Annotated in this window: 17 protein-coding genes and 1 tRNA gene; 11 read left to right on the forward strand and 7 right to left on the reverse strand. The window is 51.4% G+C overall.

All coding sequences use genetic code 11. The features are described 5' to 3' along the window. Positions 1-9: 9 nt before the first annotated feature. The 3 genes from dnaK to GX135_06905 all read left to right on the forward strand — a co-directional run bounded on the left by dnaK (position 10) and on the right by GX135_06905 (position 3888). Positions 10-1935 (forward strand): molecular chaperone DnaK, encoded by a 1926-nt coding sequence (gene dnaK / locus GX135_06895; GenBank protein ID NLN85810.1) that lies wholly within the window; start codon positions 10-12, stop codon positions 1933-1935. Positions 1936-2007: 72 nt separating this feature from the next. Next, positions 2008-3165 carry a molecular chaperone DnaJ gene (gene dnaJ, locus GX135_06900; GenBank protein NLN85811.1) on the forward strand — a complete coding sequence of 386 codons (1158 nt, stop codon included), beginning with the start codon at positions 2008-2010 and terminating at the stop codon, positions 3163-3165. Between the two features lie 3 nt (positions 3166-3168). Further along, entirely contained in the window at positions 3169-3888 is a 720-nt protein-coding gene (locus GX135_06905; protein ID NLN85812.1) for an RsmE family RNA methyltransferase, read from the forward strand. Between the two features lie 121 nt (positions 3889-4009). Here GX135_06905 and GX135_06910 read toward each other — a convergent pair whose 3' ends face one another. The 7 genes from GX135_06910 to serC all read right to left on the reverse strand — a co-directional run bounded on the left by GX135_06910 (position 4010) and on the right by serC (position 9112). Then, positions 4010-4624, reverse strand: a complete 615-nt coding sequence (locus tag GX135_06910) for a dephospho-CoA kinase (GenBank protein NLN85813.1) — start codon at positions 4622-4624, stop codon at positions 4010-4012. Positions 4625-4630: 6 nt separating this feature from the next. Then, on the reverse strand, positions 4631-5377 hold the full coding sequence (locus GX135_06915; protein NLN85814.1) for a TIGR00159 family protein: 747 nt from the start codon (positions 5375-5377) through the stop codon (positions 4631-4633). Then, a complete protein-coding gene (folP, locus tag GX135_06920) occupies positions 5377-6213 on the reverse strand; it encodes a dihydropteroate synthase (protein NLN85815.1) in 837 nt (278 codons plus the stop codon). Before folP ends, GX135_06915 begins: the two co-directional genes overlap by 1 nt. After that, positions 6210-6917 carry a hypothetical protein gene (locus GX135_06925; GenBank protein NLN85816.1) on the reverse strand — a complete coding sequence of 236 codons (708 nt, stop codon included), beginning with the start codon at positions 6915-6917 and terminating at the stop codon, positions 6210-6212. Before GX135_06925 ends, folP begins: the two co-directional genes overlap by 4 nt. Then, complete coding sequence (locus tag GX135_06930; protein ID NLN85817.1) at positions 6914-7315, reverse strand: biopolymer transporter ExbD; 402 nt, start codon at positions 7313-7315, stop codon at positions 6914-6916. Before GX135_06930 ends, GX135_06925 begins: the two co-directional genes overlap by 4 nt. Beyond that, on the reverse strand, positions 7312-7902 hold the full coding sequence (locus GX135_06935; GenBank protein NLN85818.1) for a MotA/TolQ/ExbB proton channel family protein: 591 nt from the start codon (positions 7900-7902) through the stop codon (positions 7312-7314). Before GX135_06935 ends, GX135_06930 begins: the two co-directional genes overlap by 4 nt. 124 nt (positions 7903-8026) lie before the next feature. Continuing rightward, positions 8027-9112 carry a 3-phosphoserine/phosphohydroxythreonine transaminase gene (gene serC / locus GX135_06940; protein NLN85819.1) on the reverse strand — a complete coding sequence of 362 codons (1086 nt, stop codon included), beginning with the start codon at positions 9110-9112 and terminating at the stop codon, positions 8027-8029. 141 nt (positions 9113-9253) lie between these two features. On the opposite strand from serC, the gene maf reads away from it, so the two are divergent. The 8 genes from maf (at position 9254) to alr (ending at position 18125) form a co-directional block, all read left to right on the forward strand. Then, positions 9254-9853 (forward strand): septum formation protein Maf, encoded by a 600-nt coding sequence (gene maf / locus GX135_06945; GenBank protein NLN85820.1) that lies wholly within the window; start codon positions 9254-9256, stop codon positions 9851-9853. A gap of 15 nt (positions 9854-9868) precedes the next feature. Further along, positions 9869-11335, forward strand: coding sequence for an amidohydrolase family protein (locus GX135_06950; GenBank protein ID NLN85821.1), 1467 nt, complete (start codon positions 9869-9871; stop codon positions 11333-11335). Then, positions 11325-11936, forward strand: a complete 612-nt coding sequence (locus GX135_06955; protein ID NLN85822.1) for a hypothetical protein — start codon at positions 11325-11327, stop codon at positions 11934-11936. Before GX135_06950 ends, GX135_06955 begins: the two co-directional genes overlap by 11 nt. Positions 11937-11945: 9 nt before the next feature. Then, on the forward strand, positions 11946-13379 hold the full coding sequence (locus GX135_06960; protein ID NLN85823.1) for a glutamate--tRNA ligase: 1434 nt from the start codon (positions 11946-11948) through the stop codon (positions 13377-13379). Then, entirely contained in the window at positions 13379-14338 is a 960-nt protein-coding gene (locus tag GX135_06965) for an Omp28-related outer membrane protein (GenBank protein ID NLN85824.1), read from the forward strand. The genes GX135_06960 and GX135_06965 overlap by 1 nt, the downstream gene beginning before the upstream one ends. 247 nt (positions 14339-14585) lie before the next feature. Beyond that, positions 14586-14673: transfer RNA gene (locus GX135_06970), tRNA-Leu, on the forward strand. A gap of 203 nt (positions 14674-14876) precedes the next feature. After that, a complete protein-coding gene (locus GX135_06975) occupies positions 14877-16217 on the forward strand; it encodes a PhoH family protein (protein ID NLN85825.1) in 1341 nt (446 codons plus the stop codon). A gap of 12 nt (positions 16218-16229) precedes the next feature. Then, positions 16230-18125, forward strand: coding sequence for an alanine racemase (alr, locus tag GX135_06980; protein NLN85826.1), 1896 nt, complete (start codon positions 16230-16232; stop codon positions 18123-18125). The last annotated feature ends 9 nt before the right edge of the window (positions 18126-18134 follow it).

The raw sequence follows: 18134 nt of genomic DNA on the forward strand, positions 1-18134 counted from the left end.
AGGAATAAAATGGGAAAAATAATTGGAATAGATCTTGGGACCACCAACTCCTGCGTGGCCGTTGTTGAAGGCGGAAAACCCGTCGTAATCGCGAACGCGGAGGGTGGTCGCACCACACCGTCCGTGGTTGGATTCACCAAAGACGGACAGCGATTGATTGGTCAACTTGCCAAACGACAGGCGGTTACAAATCCCACAAACACCGTGTCGTCCATCAAACGCTTTATGGGCCGCTCTTTCAACGAAGTCGGCTCGGAAAAGGAACAGGTTCCCTTCAAGGTGAAAAGCGGCGTGAAAGGCCAGGCTGCCGTGCACGTCGATTCTGAAAACAAGGATTATACCCCTCAGGAAATCTCCGCGATGGTTTTGAGCAAAATGAAGGAAACCGCGGAAGCCTATCTGGGACAAACGGTTACCGAAGCGGTCATCACCGTTCCGGCATATTTCAACGACGACCAGCGCCAAGCCACCAAAGACGCCGGACGCATCGCCGGATTGGAAGTTAAACGCATCATCAACGAACCCACAGCCGCGGCCCTCGCCTATGGCATGGAAAATAAAAAGGAACAGAAAGTTGCCGTCTATGACCTGGGCGGCGGAACCTTCGATATTTCCATCCTGGACATCAGCCAGGGAGTGGTGGAAGTTCTTTCCACAAATGGAGATACCCACTTGGGTGGTGATGATTTTGACAAACGAATCATCGATTGGATTTTGGCAGAATTCAAAAAACTGGAAGGAATCGACCTTTCCAAAGACCCGATTGCCATGCAACGCCTGCGTGAAGCGGCGGAAAAGGCGAAGGTGGAGCTCTCCGGAACGCAAACCACGACCATCAACCTGCCCTTCATCACCGCAGATGCAGGCGGCCCCAAACATCTGGATTTGACCCTCAGCCTGGCGGAATTCAACCGTCTGACCGAAGACCTTGTGCAGCGCACACTTGCCCCCTGTAAAAAGGCTTTGGACGATGCCAAACTGAAAGCCGGCGACATCCAGGAAGTCCTCCTGGTGGGCGGCAGCACACGCATCCCAGCTGTTCAGGAAGCCGTGGAAAAATTCTTTGGCAAAAAGCCAAACCGCAGCCTGAACCCGGATGAAGTGGTGTCCATCGGCGCCGGAATCCAGGGCGCAATCCTGAGCGGCGACGAGAAAGTGAGCGATGTCCTGCTTTTGGACGTCACACCGCTCACCCTGGGCATCGAAACCCTGGGCGAGGTGATGACCCCGCTCATCCCGCGCAACACCACCATTCCCACCAAGAAAAGCCAGGTTTTCTCCACCGCCGCGGACAACCAAAACGCAGTGACCATCCGCGTTCTGCAGGGAGAAAGACCCATGGCACGCGACAACAAGGATTTGGGACGCTTCGACCTCGTTGGGATTCCACCCGCTCCACGCGGTATTCCCCAGATTGAAGTCACCTTCGACATCGACGCCAACGGTATCCTCCACGTTTCCGCAAAAGACCTGGGAACCGGAAAGGAACAATCCATCCACATCGACCGCGCCGGAGACATGAGCAAGGACGATATCGACCGCATGATTCGCGAAGCCGAACTCCACGCCGAGGAAGATAAAAAGCGCCAGGAATTCGTTGCCGCCCGCAACGAGCTGGATAGCATCATCTTCAGCACCGAAAAAGGTTTGAGCGAACATGGCGACAAGCTTTCCGACACCGAAAAATCCGAGCTGGAAGCAGAGGTGAAAGCCGCTCGTGAAGGCATGGAAAAAGCCACCGAGCCTTCCGAACTGGAAACCCTGAAACAAAACCTGACCCAAAAAGCTCAGCGCTTGGGCGAAATCATCTACGCGCAAGCCCAACAGGAGCAAGCCGCGGATTCCCAAGCCGGACCCAGCCCGGAACAAACAAATGAAGCGCCATCCGAAGACGGCCCCATCGACGCCGATTTCGAGGTGGTTGACGATAAATAAAACCCCAGGGGCGGGGGCTGCAACAACCCCGCCCTTTAGCTTTTAAAAATTTTGATTCAATAAGGAAAAGCAGTGTCCAAACGCGATTACTACGAAGTTCTGGGAGTTCCCAAAACCGCCAGCGAAGCCGAGATAAAACAATCCTACCGCAAGCTGGCAATGCAATTTCACCCGGATAAAAACCCGGATAACAAGGAAGCCGAGGAAAAATTCAAGGAAGCCTCCGAAGCTTATGAGGTGCTTTCAGACAAGGAAAAACGTCAAATCTACGACCAATACGGCCATGCCGGAATCGACCCCCAATTTGGCCAGGGTGGTTTCCAATGGGGCGATTTCAGCCGCTTTGAAGACATCAGCGACCTATTCGGAGGCGGAGGTTTTGGTTCCATCTTTGAAACCCTTTTTGGAGGCATGGGAGGCGGCGGAGGGAGCGCTCAGCGCCGCTCAAACCGAGGCAACGACTTCATGATTGAGCTTTCGCTCAGCCTGAAGGAAATTGCCCTGGGAACCGAAAAAAAGGTGAAAATCAACGTGAAGGATGCCTGTGACCTTTGCAATGGCAGCGGCAGCGCAGACCAAAGCTCTGAAACCTGCACCCAATGCCGTGGTTCGGGACAGGTTCGCACCGTGCGCCAATCCCTTTTCGGACAGATGCAGCAGATTACGGAATGTCCATCCTGCCGGGGCGAGGGGCGCATCATCAAAAACAAATGCACCAAATGCCACGGTGAAGGCAGAGCCGCAAAAACCCGTGAAATCAAGCTGAAAATACCCTCCGGAATGGAGGAAGGACAGGTTTTGCGCGTGCGCGAACAGGGTCACATCGGACCCCGCAACGGCCCACGCGGTGACCTTTTGGTGCAAATTCATGAACGCCAGGACGACCTTTTTGAAAGGGTTGGAAACAATATCATTCTGGATTTCCCCGTCCACTTCAGCCAAGCCGTTTTGGGAGATGAGATTACGGTTCCCACCCTCACCGGCAAAGCCAAAATGAAAATCCCCACCGGAACCCAGAGTGGAAGCGAATTCCGCCTTAAAGGACAGGGCATTCAAGGCTTGCACAGCAATGTTCGCGGCGACCTCATTGTGCGCGTGAACGTTGTGACGCCAACCCGCCTCAGCCGTGAGGAAACCGATATTTACAAACGCCTGGCGGAAATGAACCTGAAAAAAGAACTCAAACCCGGCAGAAGCTTCCGGGATAAAATACGGGAGTTTTTCAGCTAAACGATGCCATCACTATACGTTCCAGAACTGGAGGAGCTGGCTTCCGGCGATAAATTTCGGCTGGAAGGAGAGGAATTCCACCACCTTGCCCACGTCACCAAACGCCGTATCGAAGCGCCCATCCTGCTCAATTCAGGACAGGGAACCCTGGCTTGGGCTCTGGTGGAAAATCTGGCGGCAAAACACGCCCTGTTACACATCCAAAGTCTGGAAAAAACACCTCCATCAGAACGCCCGTTCGCCATTGGCTTCGCCCTGCTAAAAAACAGGCACGATGAGCTTTTGGTGGAAAAATGCAGTGAACTGGGCGTGACGGATTTGTTTCCTTTAATAGCGGAAAGGTCGGTGAGGCGTTCAGCGGAACTGACACGTTTTTCCCGTGTCAGCCTGGCTGCCATCAAACAATGTGACAACCCCTGGCTGCCAAGATTACATGGGATTTTGGCTTTGGAGGAAGCGTTAAAAGCCATCCACGAAGCGGGATACAGCCCCATTTTGTGTTCCGAACGCAGGGATGGACGCTGGCTGGCGGAATTTGAACCCCAGCTTAAACCCTGTTTTCTGATTGGTCCCGAAGGCGGTTGGGATGATGCGGAATTTTCCCTGATGGAAGCTCTGCCCCGGCTCAAGTTGGCAAACTTGGTGACCAGAGCGGAAACAGCGGCAATCACAGCGGCGGCGCAATGGCAGGGTTTGATGAATATTAATCCATCAAAGCCCTAAACCTTTGTCTACCTTATAATTGCCTTTTCAAACATAAGGGATACATAAGGCGGCAAGCAAGAGACACCATCCATACATTATTGTAAACGATTATCAGATGGTTGAATACTCGGCGTAAATGTCAGGGATAAAAAGCTCGTTTTTCCTTTGGTTTGATGTTGGGCAGGTCGGAAATCAGTTTTTGGGCAGCCTGGCTGAGGTCTTCCCAGTTTCCGTTGTTTTCCACCACCAGGTCGCAAAGCGGGATTTTTAAGCTGTCATCCATCTGCGCATCCATCCGCGTTTCAATCTGTTGACGGCTCTGGCTGTCCCTTTTTAAAAGCCTTTGCAGACGGATTTCACGTGTGGCTGTGATGATGACCAGATGGTCAAAGCAGGCTGCCAAATCCGCTTCAAAAAGCAGGGGAACCTCGAAAAAGAGGTGTTCGGCTTGGCATTCCTCAACGATTCCCTGGAATTCCTGGAGGGTTTTAGGATGCACCACACTGTTCAAAAATGCCAATTCATCAGGGTTTCCAAACACGATGGAAGCGATTTTTTGTCTGTCCGCTCTGCCATCTGAGATAAAATCTTTTCCCCAGCGCTCACTTAATTTTTGTAGTATTTCAGGTTTATCAAGCTGTTTTTGCGCCACTTCATCGGCATAAATCACCCGCTCGCCATGTTGTTCGAGGATGCGGCAAAAGGCGCTTTTCCCGCTGCCGATGTTGCCTGTGATACCAATTAGGAGCGTCATCGCTGTTTAGGCAAACGCGTCCGCGATGATGCGCAAAAGCTCTTCGTAAGCCACGTTCACGTTTATTTCCCCATTTTGCGCCACCGAAATCTGGGAGTTTTGTTCCGAAACAATGATGGCAATGGCGTCCGTGAGCTCGGTGATGCCAATGCCCGCCAGGTGTCTGGTGCCAAATTTCCTGGCATATTCCGGTTTTTTGGAAAGCGGCAGAACCACCTTGGCAGCCATGATGCGGTCTCCACGAATGATGACAGCGCCATCGTGAAGCGCGGAACGTGGGTTGAAAATGGTGAGAATGAGCCGCAGGGAGAGGCTGGCATCCAACTCTTCCCCGCTTTGGATATATTCTGTGAGCCGGCGGCGGTTTTCGATGACGATGAGCGCGCCTGTTTTGCGGAACGACATCGATGAAATCGCGTCTATCAGAGGCATGTAGATGGAATTGCTTTCCTTTTTGCGCAGGCTCAAATTCAGTTCCCGCGTGATGTTTATCCGGGAAAGCAGCGCCCGCAATTCGGGCTGGAAAATCACCACCAACGCCAGAATTCCATAGCTGCGAATGCCCGTCAACAGCGAACTGACAATCTTGAGGTTCAGCGCTTCCGCCACGGTGGAAAGCACCACCAGAAACAGAATCGCCGCCAAAACCTGCCAGCCACCGCCACGCCTGAGGACAACCATTCCCTGATAGAGCAAAAAGGCAACGATGAAAATATCGATGAGGTCTGGAAGTCCGGGTATCAGTATTTCCATCAGTTCATTCCTTCCAAAGTTTTTTCCAGGACATTAAAGAATTGTCTGTGCGCCAAAACGTCGTGTATCCTGAGATATTCGACTCCCTGGCTGAATGCCAACCACGCCGCTGCCAAGCTTCCCCCCAGCCGTTCCTTAGGTCCAGCGCCGGTTTCGGCTTCCAAAAAACGCTTGCGGGAAGCACCCAAAACCAGGGGCAGTCCATGATGTTTGAAGTGGCTTAAAGCGCCCAGGATTGTATAGTTATGTTCCGCAGTTTTTCCAAAGCCGATGCCTGGGTCAAGTAAAATGTTTTCCCTGAGAATATCGTTTGAGAGGGCAAAATCGATACGTTCGGCAAAAAAAGCGTCCACTTCCGCCACCACATCATCATAATGGGGGTCATTTTGCATGGTTTGAGGGATTCCCTGCATATGCATCAAAATCACCTTCACATCGGGTTTTGAAGCCAAAAGCGGAGCCATTTCGGGGTCGTGGCGCAGGGCGCTGATGTCGTTCACGATGTGGGCACCCAGTTTGATGGCTTCACGCGCTGTGGAAGCGTTGCGGGTGTCGATGGATATTTCCAATTCCGGGATTTGCTGGCGGACGACTTCCAACACCGGCAAAACCGCCTTCGCTTCAGCTTCCTGGGAAATGGGTTGAGCGCCGGGGCGGGTGGATTCCCCACCAATATCCAAAATGTCGGCGCCTTCAGCGTGGAGCTTTTTGGCGTGACGCAAGGCGTTTTCAAAGTCATAAAAATCCCCGCCATCGGAAAATGAATCCTGTGTTAAGTTCAGGATGCCGATGAATTTGGGTCTGGCTGGCAGAGGTTTTTTGAGCTGCGTTTTCATATCGAAAAAGTGATGGTGATGGTGTATTCCGCGCCGGGATTTGGAGTGCCGGTAAATTCAAAGCGCCCTTGTTCCAGAATCCTTTTCGCTTCGTCAAAAAATCTTGGTCCGCTGTTTTCACCCGCGTCGATGCTGATTGGGATGAGCCGCGCGTTGTTGTCCAGCCTGAATGTGATGATGGCTTTTCCGGGTTCGCCCAGATTGTGGGTGTTTTTGTTGGGGGTGAATTTCACGCTTCCGCCGCTGATGGAATAGTTCAGCCTGCCACCGGGGCTGGTGTTGGGTTTGCCAAAAGGTATGCCCTTGAGAGGGTTGAGCGGATTTGTGGGAAGTGAGGCCTGGGCTTTTGTTTGGCCGTCCTTGGGCTGGGGAAGGTCGATGAGGTCACTTTGCCCCGTGGTTTGAGGAATGGCTTTACTGTTTGATTTTTCAGCCGGGCTTGTTTTGGCAGTGGTTGAAGTTTTGGCTTTTTCAGGTTGAGCCTGGGTTTGGATGCCTTGGGGAACGGGTTGAATGGCGCCAGGGCCAATATCATCGCTGACGGGTTCAAATTCCGTGAGAGGGTCGCCCAACATGATTTCATGCCAGCGAGGCGCCACCATGGGTCGGATTACATAAAAAATCATAAAAATCAACAGCAGCGCATGCAAACCCAGTGAAATCACCAGGGATTGATAGCGGCCGCTGCGGATTTTGGAAATCATTTGTTAACTGGCTCCGTTGCCACGAAAATGCGTTCAAACCCAGCTTCTCGAATGATGTCCATCAAACTGACGATGTTCTGTAGAGGAGTATCCTTCTGAGCGGAAAGTCGCACAACTTGGTCGCTGCTCTTAAACTGGTTTTTGAGAGCTTCACCCAGGGTTTGAATCGTGTAGCTGCCATCCATAAAGTCGATGCGGTTATCGTTTTGATATTGCACATGAAGGACTTGCGGGGTTTGTCTTTGCTGGGAAGTGGAGCCCGGCAGCTTGAAAGGCAGCCCGGTTTGGGCGGCGAAATTTGAGGCTATCAACAAAAAGATTAAAAGCAGGAAAATCACGTCTGTCATGGAGATGAGCACCGTGCTGCTTATCTTTTTGCCGGAGATGCCCAGTTTCATTTTTCCTCTGCCTCGCGCGCTTTTTGGAAGCGGATTTGGTGTTCAATGCCCTGATGCTGCATATCTTTGGCGATGTTTTCCATGTGTTGGATGAGGTCGTTATGGAAAATGATGGCGGGAATGCCCACAACCAGACCGCCCACAGTTGTCAAAAGCGCCTGCCAGATGCCTCCTGCCAGGATGTTGATGTCCACGCTGTTTTGACCCTGACCCTGAATGTTCATGAAAACGCTGACCATGCCGGTGACGGTTCCCAAAAAGCCCACCAGCGGCGCGATGGCGGAAAGAGTCGCCAGCCAGCCCATGCCTTTTTCCAGCTTGCCCAGTTCCATGTTCGCAGTGGATTCCATGCTGTTTTCAATCATGCGAGCGTCATCGGTTTGGGCGTTGTAGAGTTTATCCAACATCATGCCCAGAGGGCTGTTGAGCCCGTGGATGCGAAGCACGGCACGGATATTATCCAGTTTTTCCTGTTGGGAAAGATAATATTGCAGCTTTTCATTGGCTTTTTTCACCCGGGTAACCTGGCGGTATTTTTCCACCACGATTGCCACCACAGCGATGGAAATAATCACCAGCACATACATTAGCATGCCGCCACGAAGAAGAAGGTTCATTATCGACATTCGACCCCCGTTTCAAATTTTAACAAGGCGGGAGGCTTGTTTTCTCCCGCCTTGCATAATGGGTTGTTTTATTTCCTTTTTCGGATTAACCGTGCTGCTTCTGGAATTCACGCATGAATTCGCCCAAAGCGTGCGCAGCGGGAAGAGGCAGCGCGTTGTAGATGCTGGCTCTGCAGCCGCCAACGTTGCGGTGTCCCTTCAATCCAATCATGCCGTTCTTTTTGGCTTCAGAGATGAAGAGGGCTTCCTGTTCTTCAGTGCCGAGGCGGAAAGTGACGTTCATCAATGAGCGGTCTTCCTTGTCCACGGTGCCTTTGTAGAATCCACCGGAGGCGTCGATTGCGTCATAGATGTAGGCAGCCTTCACCTTGTTGTTTTCGTGGATTTTTTCCAAGCCGCCAAAGTCTTCAATCCATTTCATCACCAGACCAATCATGTAGATGGTGAAAGTGGCGGGAGTGTTGAACATGGAGCCATTTTTGGCCATCAGTTTGTAATCCAGCATTGAAGGCATGCCCGGCAGGGCTTGTTCCAGCAGGCTTTTCTTGATGAGGATGACAGCGGTTCCAGCGGGACCAACGTTTTTCTGGGCGCCGGCATAAATCATGTCATACTTTTGCACGTCGATGGGTTTGCTCATAAAGTTTGAGCTCATGTCCGCGATAAGCGGAATGCCAGCGGGAACATCCGGGTCGGTTTTCCATTCGGTTCCATAAATGGTGTTGTTGGGGGTGATATGCAGGTAGGCAGGATTTGCCGAAAGTTCCCAGGTTTTGGGAATGTAGGCAAAATTGCGGTCTTCACTGGTGGCAGCCACGTGCACGGTTTTGCCGATGTTTTTGGCTTCCGCGATGGCTTTTTTGGACCACACGCCGGTGTTAATGATGTTGATTTCTTTTCCTTCAAAACCGAAGTTCATGGGCACCATCAAAAACTGCATGCTGGCGCCGCCCTGCAGAAACAGGATTTCGTATTCGTCGCCAAGATTGTAGATGCGCTTTGCGCTTGCGATGGTTTCATCGATGATGGCTTGATATTCCTTGCTGCGATGGCTCATTTCCATCACTGAAAGGCCCATGCCTTTGTAATTAAACAGGTCGGCTTGCGCTTCTCGGAGCACTTCCTCGGGAAGCACGGTGGGGCCAGCGTTGAATATATGAACGCGTTCCATATTTTTCCTCCTGGAACAGATATTTTTTGTTAAATGCTATGCTTTCTGAACCCCGGTTTTTAGGCAAGCTTTTTTTTGATGCCCAAGAAATCTATTGACTGTTTAGTGCCTGTTCACAATTTGAATCTCCGGTGAAACCCTATGATACATAATCTCTTACACAACACTAAAATAGTTCTGGCGTCTGCCAGCCCCAGACGCAAAAGCCTGCTGAATATGCTGGGCTTGAACCCGCTGGTTTTTCCCGCTGATGTGGATGAAAGCCTGAATCGGAAACGCCCGCATCTGCAAGCGATGCGCAACGCGAAAAACAAGGCTCTCCACGTGGCAAATCACATGGATTCCGACAGCCTGATTATCGGCGCGGATACCATCGTGGTTTTGGATGGTCAAGTTTTGGGAAAACCTTCCGGACCTGCGCAGGCAAAACAATATCTCGCACAGCTTTCCGGCCAGACCCATGCCGTTTACACAGGGCTCTGTCTCTGCCGTTCAAAGCAGTGTGTGAGCGGTTATGAGCGCAGTTTGGTGGAGTTTGCCCCTCTTTCGGAAACCGAGATTGAAGCTTACGTGGAAACCAAAGAACCGATGGATAAAGCCGGCGCTTACGGTATCCAAGGCTTCGGCTCCCAATTCATCAAACGCATCAACGGCTGCTATTTTAATGTGATGGGTTTTCCCATCCATCTGTTTTACAATATGTTAAAAGATATTTTCGAAGGAAACGCTTTGGATAAATAAGCTTATTGGATTGATATGAAATACTTTCACAATGCCAAATTCTATCTTGAGAACGCTTTTGACCCAGATGTGATTGGCCTGCTTGTGGCTGAGGGAAAAATCGCGCGTATAGTTCGCGAAGGGGATAAAATCGATTCCGCGTGGGAAAAGATTGACCTCAAGGCTGGATTCGCCTGGCCGGGATTCATTGACGCCCACACACACAGCTTTTCCGGCGGACTTTACGAAGACGGAATCGACCTTTCCCAATGCTCTGGCATCGACGAAGTTCTGTCCCTGATTTTTGCCGCCTCGAAAAAGGATTCCGAACTGGTGATAGGCTGGCGTTTCGACGAAACCCTCATCCCCGAAAAACGCTTTCCCACACTGAAAGAATTGGACGCCGTTTGCCCCAATTCCAGGCTGCTTTTACGCCGCGTGGATGGCCACAGTTGCGTATTGAATTCAAAAGCCCGCGCTGCCATCCCCGGCCTAAACAGCCAGGACGAGGTGCTCACAGGACCCGAAAACGACCTTGCTGTAAACTGGCTCCAGGATAACTGCAGCGAGGAAACCATCCTCAAAGCCTACCACAACGCCGCTCAAAAGGCTTTGCAAGGTGGTTTTGTGACCCTTCACACCATGATTGGCGACGCGGATATGAGCAACCAGCATTACGCCGTCATTCGCGACAGGCTTTCGGAATTTGACATCGGTTTCGTGCTTTATCCACAAAGCTTTAACATCGATTCCGCGCTGGAATTGGGCGCCACCAGAATTGGAGGCTGCATTTTGGCTGACGGTTCCATCGGTTCCCGCAGCGCGGCTCTCAGCCAGCCTTACGCGGATTCACCCACCCATGGAAGGCTTTATCAGAGCGACAAATTCTGGCAGGATTTCATCTTCAAAGCCCACCAAAAAGGGCTCCAAATCTGTGTTCATTGCATTGGCGACGCTGCCATCAATCAGATAAACTCCGCCTACGCCGCTCTCGAAAGCAGTGAAGTGCGTGAATTGCGCCACCAACTAATCCACTGCGAACTTTGCCCCGACCCGCTTTTGGATGCAATTGCCGCCTCCGGGGCTGTCCCCGTGATGCAGCCTGCTTTTGACCTCCTTTGGGGCGGCCCGGCTGGTCTTTACGAACAACGTCTGGGAGAGCGCCACCGCCTCATGAACCGCTTTGTAAGCTTTGCGCAGAGAGGCGTAAAGACATGTTCTTCAAGCGATTGGTATGTCACAGATTTGAACATCGCCATGTCTTTACACGCGCTCATCAATCACCATGAACCTACCGAAAGGCTTTCACCGCAACAGGCCATCCGCAGCTACACTGAAAACAACGCCTGGCTTTCCCACGAGGAAAAACTCCGCGGAAGCCTGCGCGAAGGAATGATTGCCGATATCAGCGTTACAGACACGGATTTCACCCAGCCTTTTGATTGGCAACAGGCTCGCGTCACCCATGTTATACGCTCTGGAAATACAGTTTATGAAGATTAAAGCTCCACTTTTCAATCCCAAACAGCTTCAGCGCATCATTGCCGCTGAACTTGCGGAACACCCAAAAACCCATTACACAGACATTTACAAGCTAATCCACCAAGCCAGTTTCGGGCCCAGCCACTTGGAAGACAGCCTGGAAGCCATCGAAGCCGGAATTTGGGACGAGCTTAAAACAGTGCGAAGCTGTGCCGGGAAAACACATCAGGACATAGGTTTGGGCAGGGGTTTCATGCGTCTGAACTTTTTCGCGCTTTCCAGGTTGCCGTCGTTGGATATCAGCCAAACGAACACCCTGCGGGACCAGCTTGTACGCGACGCGCTGACCCGTGTAAACCCAAGCTATGTAAAACTTTTCGCCCAGGCCGTTCACGCTTCCCGTTTGCCAGAACCCATCGACCCCGAAGAATGGCTTGACATCTGGAAAACAGCCGTGCCCATTGTTATGAGTTTCATTTTCCCCACCCTTTCTGAACGCGCCCGTGTTGATTATTGCCTCGCCAGCGGAACTTTACCTTCCCACAGCGAGGATTACAAATACCTTTATAAACCCCATTACCGGGTGATTCACATTAAAAATCGCCCCAAATTCAAAGCCTGAGGACAGCCCATGAACCCCATCAGAGTACGTTTCGCGCCCAGCCCCACCGGCTATCTCCACATCGGCGGCTTGCGCACCGCCCTTTACGATTTTCTTTTTGCCCGCCACAACGGTGGCAGCTTCATTCTTCGCATCGAAGACACCGACCGCTCCCGATATGTGGAAGGCGCGGTGGAAAACCTCATCGATTCCTTGCGCAGCCTGGACCTTCAAATTGATGAAGGACCCGGAATTGGCGGTGATTTTGGCCCCTACGTGCAAAGTGAGCGTTTGGAACTCTATCAGCGTGAAATCACACGTCTGTTGGATTCTGGCCATGCCTACCATTGCTTTTGCTCCTCTGAAACTTTGGCCCAAATGCGGGAGGAACAACAAAAAAGAGGCGAATTCGTGAAATATGACCGCCGCTGCCTCGCTCTTTCCAAAGAGGAAGTGGATGAAAAACTCCGGCTGGGACTGCCTCACGTGGTTCGCCTTAAAATGCCGGACAACCACGTTTTTCGCTTCAATGACATCATCCGCGGAGACGTTGAAATGGACGCCTCCCAGTCCGACGACCAGGTTTTGCTGAAATCCGATGGATTCCCAACCTATCATCTCGCTGCTGTTGTGGATGACCACTATATGAAAATCTCCCACGTCATCCGCGGCGAGGAATGGCTTTCCAGCACCCCAAAACACATCTGGCTTTATGAATGTCTGGGCTGGGAAGCTCCGCTCTGGGTGCATCTTCCGCTCATTTTGAACCCTGACCGCAGCAAGCTTTCGAAGCGCATGAACGATGTTTCCGTGGAAAGCTACCTCCAAAAAGGTTACCTCAAGGAAGCTCTGCTCAATTTTGTTGCCCTGCTGGGCTGGCACAGCGCGGACGACCGTGAAACTTACAGCCTCCAGGAGCTTTCCCGCGAATTCACCCTGGAGCGGGTCAGCAAATCCGGCGCGGTGTTCGACCTCACCAAACTCGATTGGATGAATGCCTGGTATCTGCGCAACATGCCGCTCACAGAGCTGGTGACCCGCTGTTTACCCTGGTTTGAAAAAGCGGGAATGCCCGATATCGAACGCGCCAAACTTTTCCTCATTGTGGCGGCAGCGCGGGAACGCTGCACCCTGCTTCCCGAAATCCCGGAATACGCAAAAATGTTCGTTTCACCTCAGCCTCTGCCTGCTGAAGACCTTGAAATCCTGAAAACTGAGGATTCCAAACGCGTTCTGGACTGGTTTCTCGCAAATCTGCCCGAAAGCGACACTCTGGCTGAAGATGAGCTTAACAGTATCGTGAAATTGGGCATGGAAAAACTGGGCTTGAAAGGCAAGGCATACTACACGCCTCTGCGCCTGGCGCTCATTCATCAAAAACATGGACCCGACCTTCCCACAACCTTTGCCATCCTTGGGTTGGAGGAAGCTCGCAAGCGTCTTAAAAACGCCCTGGAGAATTGATGAAAACCCGCCTCTTCACCCTGTTCCTGATTCTCTTTGCAGCGCCGTTTCTGAACGCCTTTCCCCGCCAACACGTGGTTGTGGAGCTTTTCACCGCCACAAGCTGCACTGGCTGTCCCGGTGCGGCCTGGGCAGTGGATGACCTCATGGAAAACGGACATCCTGTGGCACCGGTGAAACTTCATGTGCGCGATGGTTTTCAAAGCCCCACAAACGATGAACGTTACGACTATTATGAAGTTTCTGGAACTCCCACCGCCTTTTTCGACGGTCTCAATCCAATCAACATATCGTCTTCAGGGATTTCCCTCTATCCGGAATTTCTCTACAATGTTAATTCCCGCCTGTTGGTTCCTTCACATTACAGTCTCGCCGCTTTAGGCGAGGTTGAAGACAATATTTGCAGCTTCAGCGTCCAGATTGTAAAGGAAGAGCCCGATGTCAATTCCAACGTTGTGCTCCATCTTTCGCTGACGGAAACAGCAATTCCCTTCTATTGGGGGCCAGACCAAACCGAGGTCAATTTTGTGAGCCGCATGATGGTTCCAGGCCATCAGGGCACCCCGGTCGCGGTGGAAAACCTCGCTGTGGGTGAAAGCATGCAAAAACATTATTCCATTGAATTGAAAGAGGAATGGAACCAGGAAAACATGGCGGTGGTCGTTTGGCTGCAAAACGTTGATACAAAAGAGATTCTCCAAGGAGCCAGATTCACCTTGAATGAACTTTCCCAGCTCAAGACCCCAAAACCCACTGCCAGCCTGCAAAATGGAGAGCTGCGGCTCCACTGGGCTCCCGTGCCTTTTGCCACATCCTACGCCATCTGGCAAAGCGATAACCCGGAAGGACCCTTCACAAATTCCATTTGGGTGACCGACCCCATCTATGGAGAACGGATGGGCGATTTTCCCCGCAAATTCTTTCGTATTCAGGCACTTCGCGACGAACCAGATAATTAAATTTCAGGTTTGGGAAACAGGATTCCCGTTTGAAAAACCCTTCCTTATATAGAACGAGTCTGTTGTTTTTTGAGTCCCAAAGCCTTAAACCTTTGTGTCGCTTAACTTTGCTTTTAAAACATAAGGGTGACATAAGGCGGCGACCAAGAAGAACGGCAAAAATGGTGGAATATCCGAGCTTCCATCCCGTCAAAAATAGTGCTTGACAGGCAACGCCCCTTTTGGGATTTGGTTCAAACACGTAAGTGCTGAAGTGGTGAAATTGGTATACACGCTAGTTTCAGGGACTAGTGAGCAATGAGCTCATGGGGGTTCGAGTCCCCCCTTCAGCACCATTTTTTTATCCCCTCTTTTTTAAAAACTCCATCTCTCCCTTCAATTTTGGACTGTATTTCCGCCTCTTTTTCCACTTGGATAAAAAATAAAGATTGACGCAATCACCAAAGCCCCAAATTTTTGTTCAAATGTATAAAACATCGAGCAAAACACGAAATAAAAACACAGGGAGCAGCGGGAGCAAGCTCCAAGGAGTATGGCAATGACACAGAAGATTTACGTTTTGGACACCAACGTCCTCATCCACAATCCGCAGTCGCTTTTTTCTTTTGCGGACAACCGCGTGGTAATTCCCATTGTTGCCATAGAGGAAATCGACCAATTTAAAAAAGGCGTGGACGAAAAGAGCCGCAACGCGCGCCAAATCGGAAGATATTTGGATGCCCTGCGCTCGCGGGGCAGCCTTCAGGAAGGCGTGATAATGGATAACGGCGGCATCCTTCAGGTTTCGGTGAATAAAGACGTGACAAACACCGCTTCCAAGCTGTTGTTTTTGGACCGCATCGACAACCTCATCATCGGAACCGCGCTCTGGTTCCAACAGAAATATCCAAATTCCCGGGTGACACTGGTTTCCAAAGACGCGAACGTGCGCATTAAAGCGGATAGCGTTGGCATCAACGCGGAAAACTATGAGACGGACAACATCGTGTTTGAAGAACTCTATACCGGCTGGGATGTGAGGGATTTGGAAGACGACGTTTTTGAAAGCCTCAACGGCCAAAAATATATCCCCAACAGTTTTGGTGAGCTTTGCCCAAACCAGTTTCTCCGCCTGCGCAAAAAGAGCGACCCGGAGAGCTTCGTCACCATGCGTTACCTGAAATCAAACAATACTTTATACACTTTGCAACACTATCGGGGACAGCCAGTTTACGGCATCACCGCGCGCAATTTTGAACAGGAAATGGCGCTGGACCTGCTTTTGGACGACACGGTGCAAATGGTGAGCCTTTCCGGCAAGGCTGGAACAGGCAAAACCCTGCTGGCAATGGCGGCGGGTTTGCAAAAAGTTGTGGAAGACCAAAGCTATACCCGGCTGGTGATTTCACGTCCCATTTCCCCTCTGGGCAAGGATTTGGGCTATCTGCCAGGCACAAAAAGCGACAAATTCAACCCCTGGATGCAGCCCATCTATGATAATATGGATATCCTGCTGGCGTCACACGAGGAAAGCCGAAAAGACGACCAAAAAATTAAACGCAAAACCAGTTTGGAAGATTTTATCGATTACGGTTTTTTGGAGCTGGAACCGCTCACCTACATTCGTGGTCGCAGCCTGCCGGGACAATTCATCATTATCGATGAAGCCCAAAACCTCACTCCCCACGAGATGAAAACCATCATCACCCGCGCGGGGAAAAACACCAAGCTGGTTTTGACCGGAGACCCCTACCAGATTGATATTCCCTATCTGGATTCCGCTTCCAACGGGCTTTCCGTGGCGGTGGAAAAGCTGAAACATGAAGACATTGTGGGACACATGACCCTGGATAAAGGCGAACGCTCCCAACTGGCAGACCTCGCCGCGAAATATTTCTAAAAGGCCAAAAAAGTGAGCAGCGCCAACTTTTACGAACGTAGCTGGGTGGAAATTGATTTGGACGCTTTCCGCGCCAATCTGCAAGCCCTGAAAGCGTTTATGGAACCAGGGCAGGGATTCATCCAGATTGTGAAAGCGGACGCCTACGGGCATGGCGCGCTCCAAATTTCACAGGTTGCCCTCAGCGAAGGCGCGCTGGGACTGGGTGTTGCCAATCCTGAAGAAGGCAAGCTTTTACGCATCCAGGGTGTCAAGGCGCCCATCCTCATTCTTTCACCCTGTTTGGCTCGTGAAATCCCCGGAATTTTGGAATATGAGCTTTGGCCCACCCTTAACGACCTGGATTTTGCCAAAAAGCTGGATGCCGCCTGCGCGGAAAAGGGTGTTCGCCTGCAGGTGGGCTTGAAAGTTGATAGCGGCATGCACCGCAGCGGAGCTTTGGAAGAAGAATTTGGTGGGCTGTGGAATGGACTCCAAAAACTTCCCCATCTGGTGCTGCAAAACGTGTTTTCCCATCTCGCCTCCGCGGAAAGCGACCTGCCCTTCAGCCAGAAGCAGGAAAAAGCTTTTACCGCTATGCTCGAAAAATACAAGGTTCAAGCGCCCTGGCTGCATCTGGCAAACAGCTCCGCGCTGGTGAACGGGCTGGGTAAAAGCTATTCCCCCACGCGTTTGGGCATCATGAGTTATGGAGTTTACACGCATCCGGACCAGAGGGAAAAGATTAAATTGAAACCGGTGATGAGCTTCAAATCCGCCGTGGCGCAAATCAAGCGCATCCCAGCCGGCGCCAGTGTTGGCTACAACCGCAGTTGGACAGCCTCCAGAGACACCAGCTATGCCGTGATTCCGGTTGGCTATGCTGATGGTTACGATTTTTTGCTTTCCAACCGCGGAAATGTGGCTTTGAACGGAAAAGCCTGCCCCGTGATAGGACGCGTGAGCATGGACATGATTTGCGTGGATATCACAGATGCCGGAGAGCTTAAAATTGGCGATGAAGCCGTGCTTTTGGGCGGCAAGTTGGATGAATTGAGAGCCGAAAACCTGGCTCAAAGCTATCAAGGCTCTTCCTACGAACTGCTCTGCCAGGTGGGGCGTCGCGCCAGAAGGCACTATCTGGAAGGTGGAATTCAGGTGGCGTCATCACCGCTTTCACGGCGGGATTTTGTGAGCAGCGACTATCAGGATTCACAGCTTAACCGCATCATCCAAGCCGCTATCTCTCAACGCGTTAACAGCCATGAACTGGGTGAACTCATCTCCCGCGAGATTCTGCGCGAGTTTTTCTTTGCCAAGGACAGGGATATCCAGTACCGCCACGATTTCCGCTACCACATCCAGTTTTCCGATTCCGGGGAACCCGACCATTGGCAGGCAAAAAACAACCTCAGCTTCCACAAGGTTTTGCAAAACGACTATTTCACAGTCGCTTGTGCCAACAGCGAAGCCGCGTTAAAAAGCTATTTCAAACGGCGGGATGTTGAATATCGCTGGCTCACGGACGGGAATTTTCAGTTGAATCCCCAAGCATTCCAGCTTGTGAGCGTGAAGGTGGATGGAATCAAGCTGGAAACCCAGCTCAGCTTCCAAAATTCAAGCATGGAAATCCGCTGTTCCCACCCCCGCCTGAAAGAGCTGCTGGGTCGTGAAGTCAGCTTCGAAATCGGTGCTTTGGCGCTCTATCCAAAAAGTTCACACCAGTTGGGTGTCTTCATCACCGAGCTGACCCACGGGGTAAAAATCCGCTTCGACCACCCTCAAAGCCTGGGAAAAGTGGAGTGCGTGCCCATCTTCGCGGGGCAGAATAAATATCCCCAAGTTTCCCACACCCAAGGCAGCATCAGCGTTTCCACCAAAGACGAGGAATGGGTTTTCCCCCAAAGCGGGGTCGTTTTTGCCTATTAGCGCAAAAAG

It is taken from the genome of Candidatus Cloacimonadota bacterium (assembly GCA_012522635.1).
Taxonomy (GTDB): Bacteria; Cloacimonadota; Cloacimonadia; order Cloacimonadales; family Cloacimonadaceae; genus Syntrophosphaera.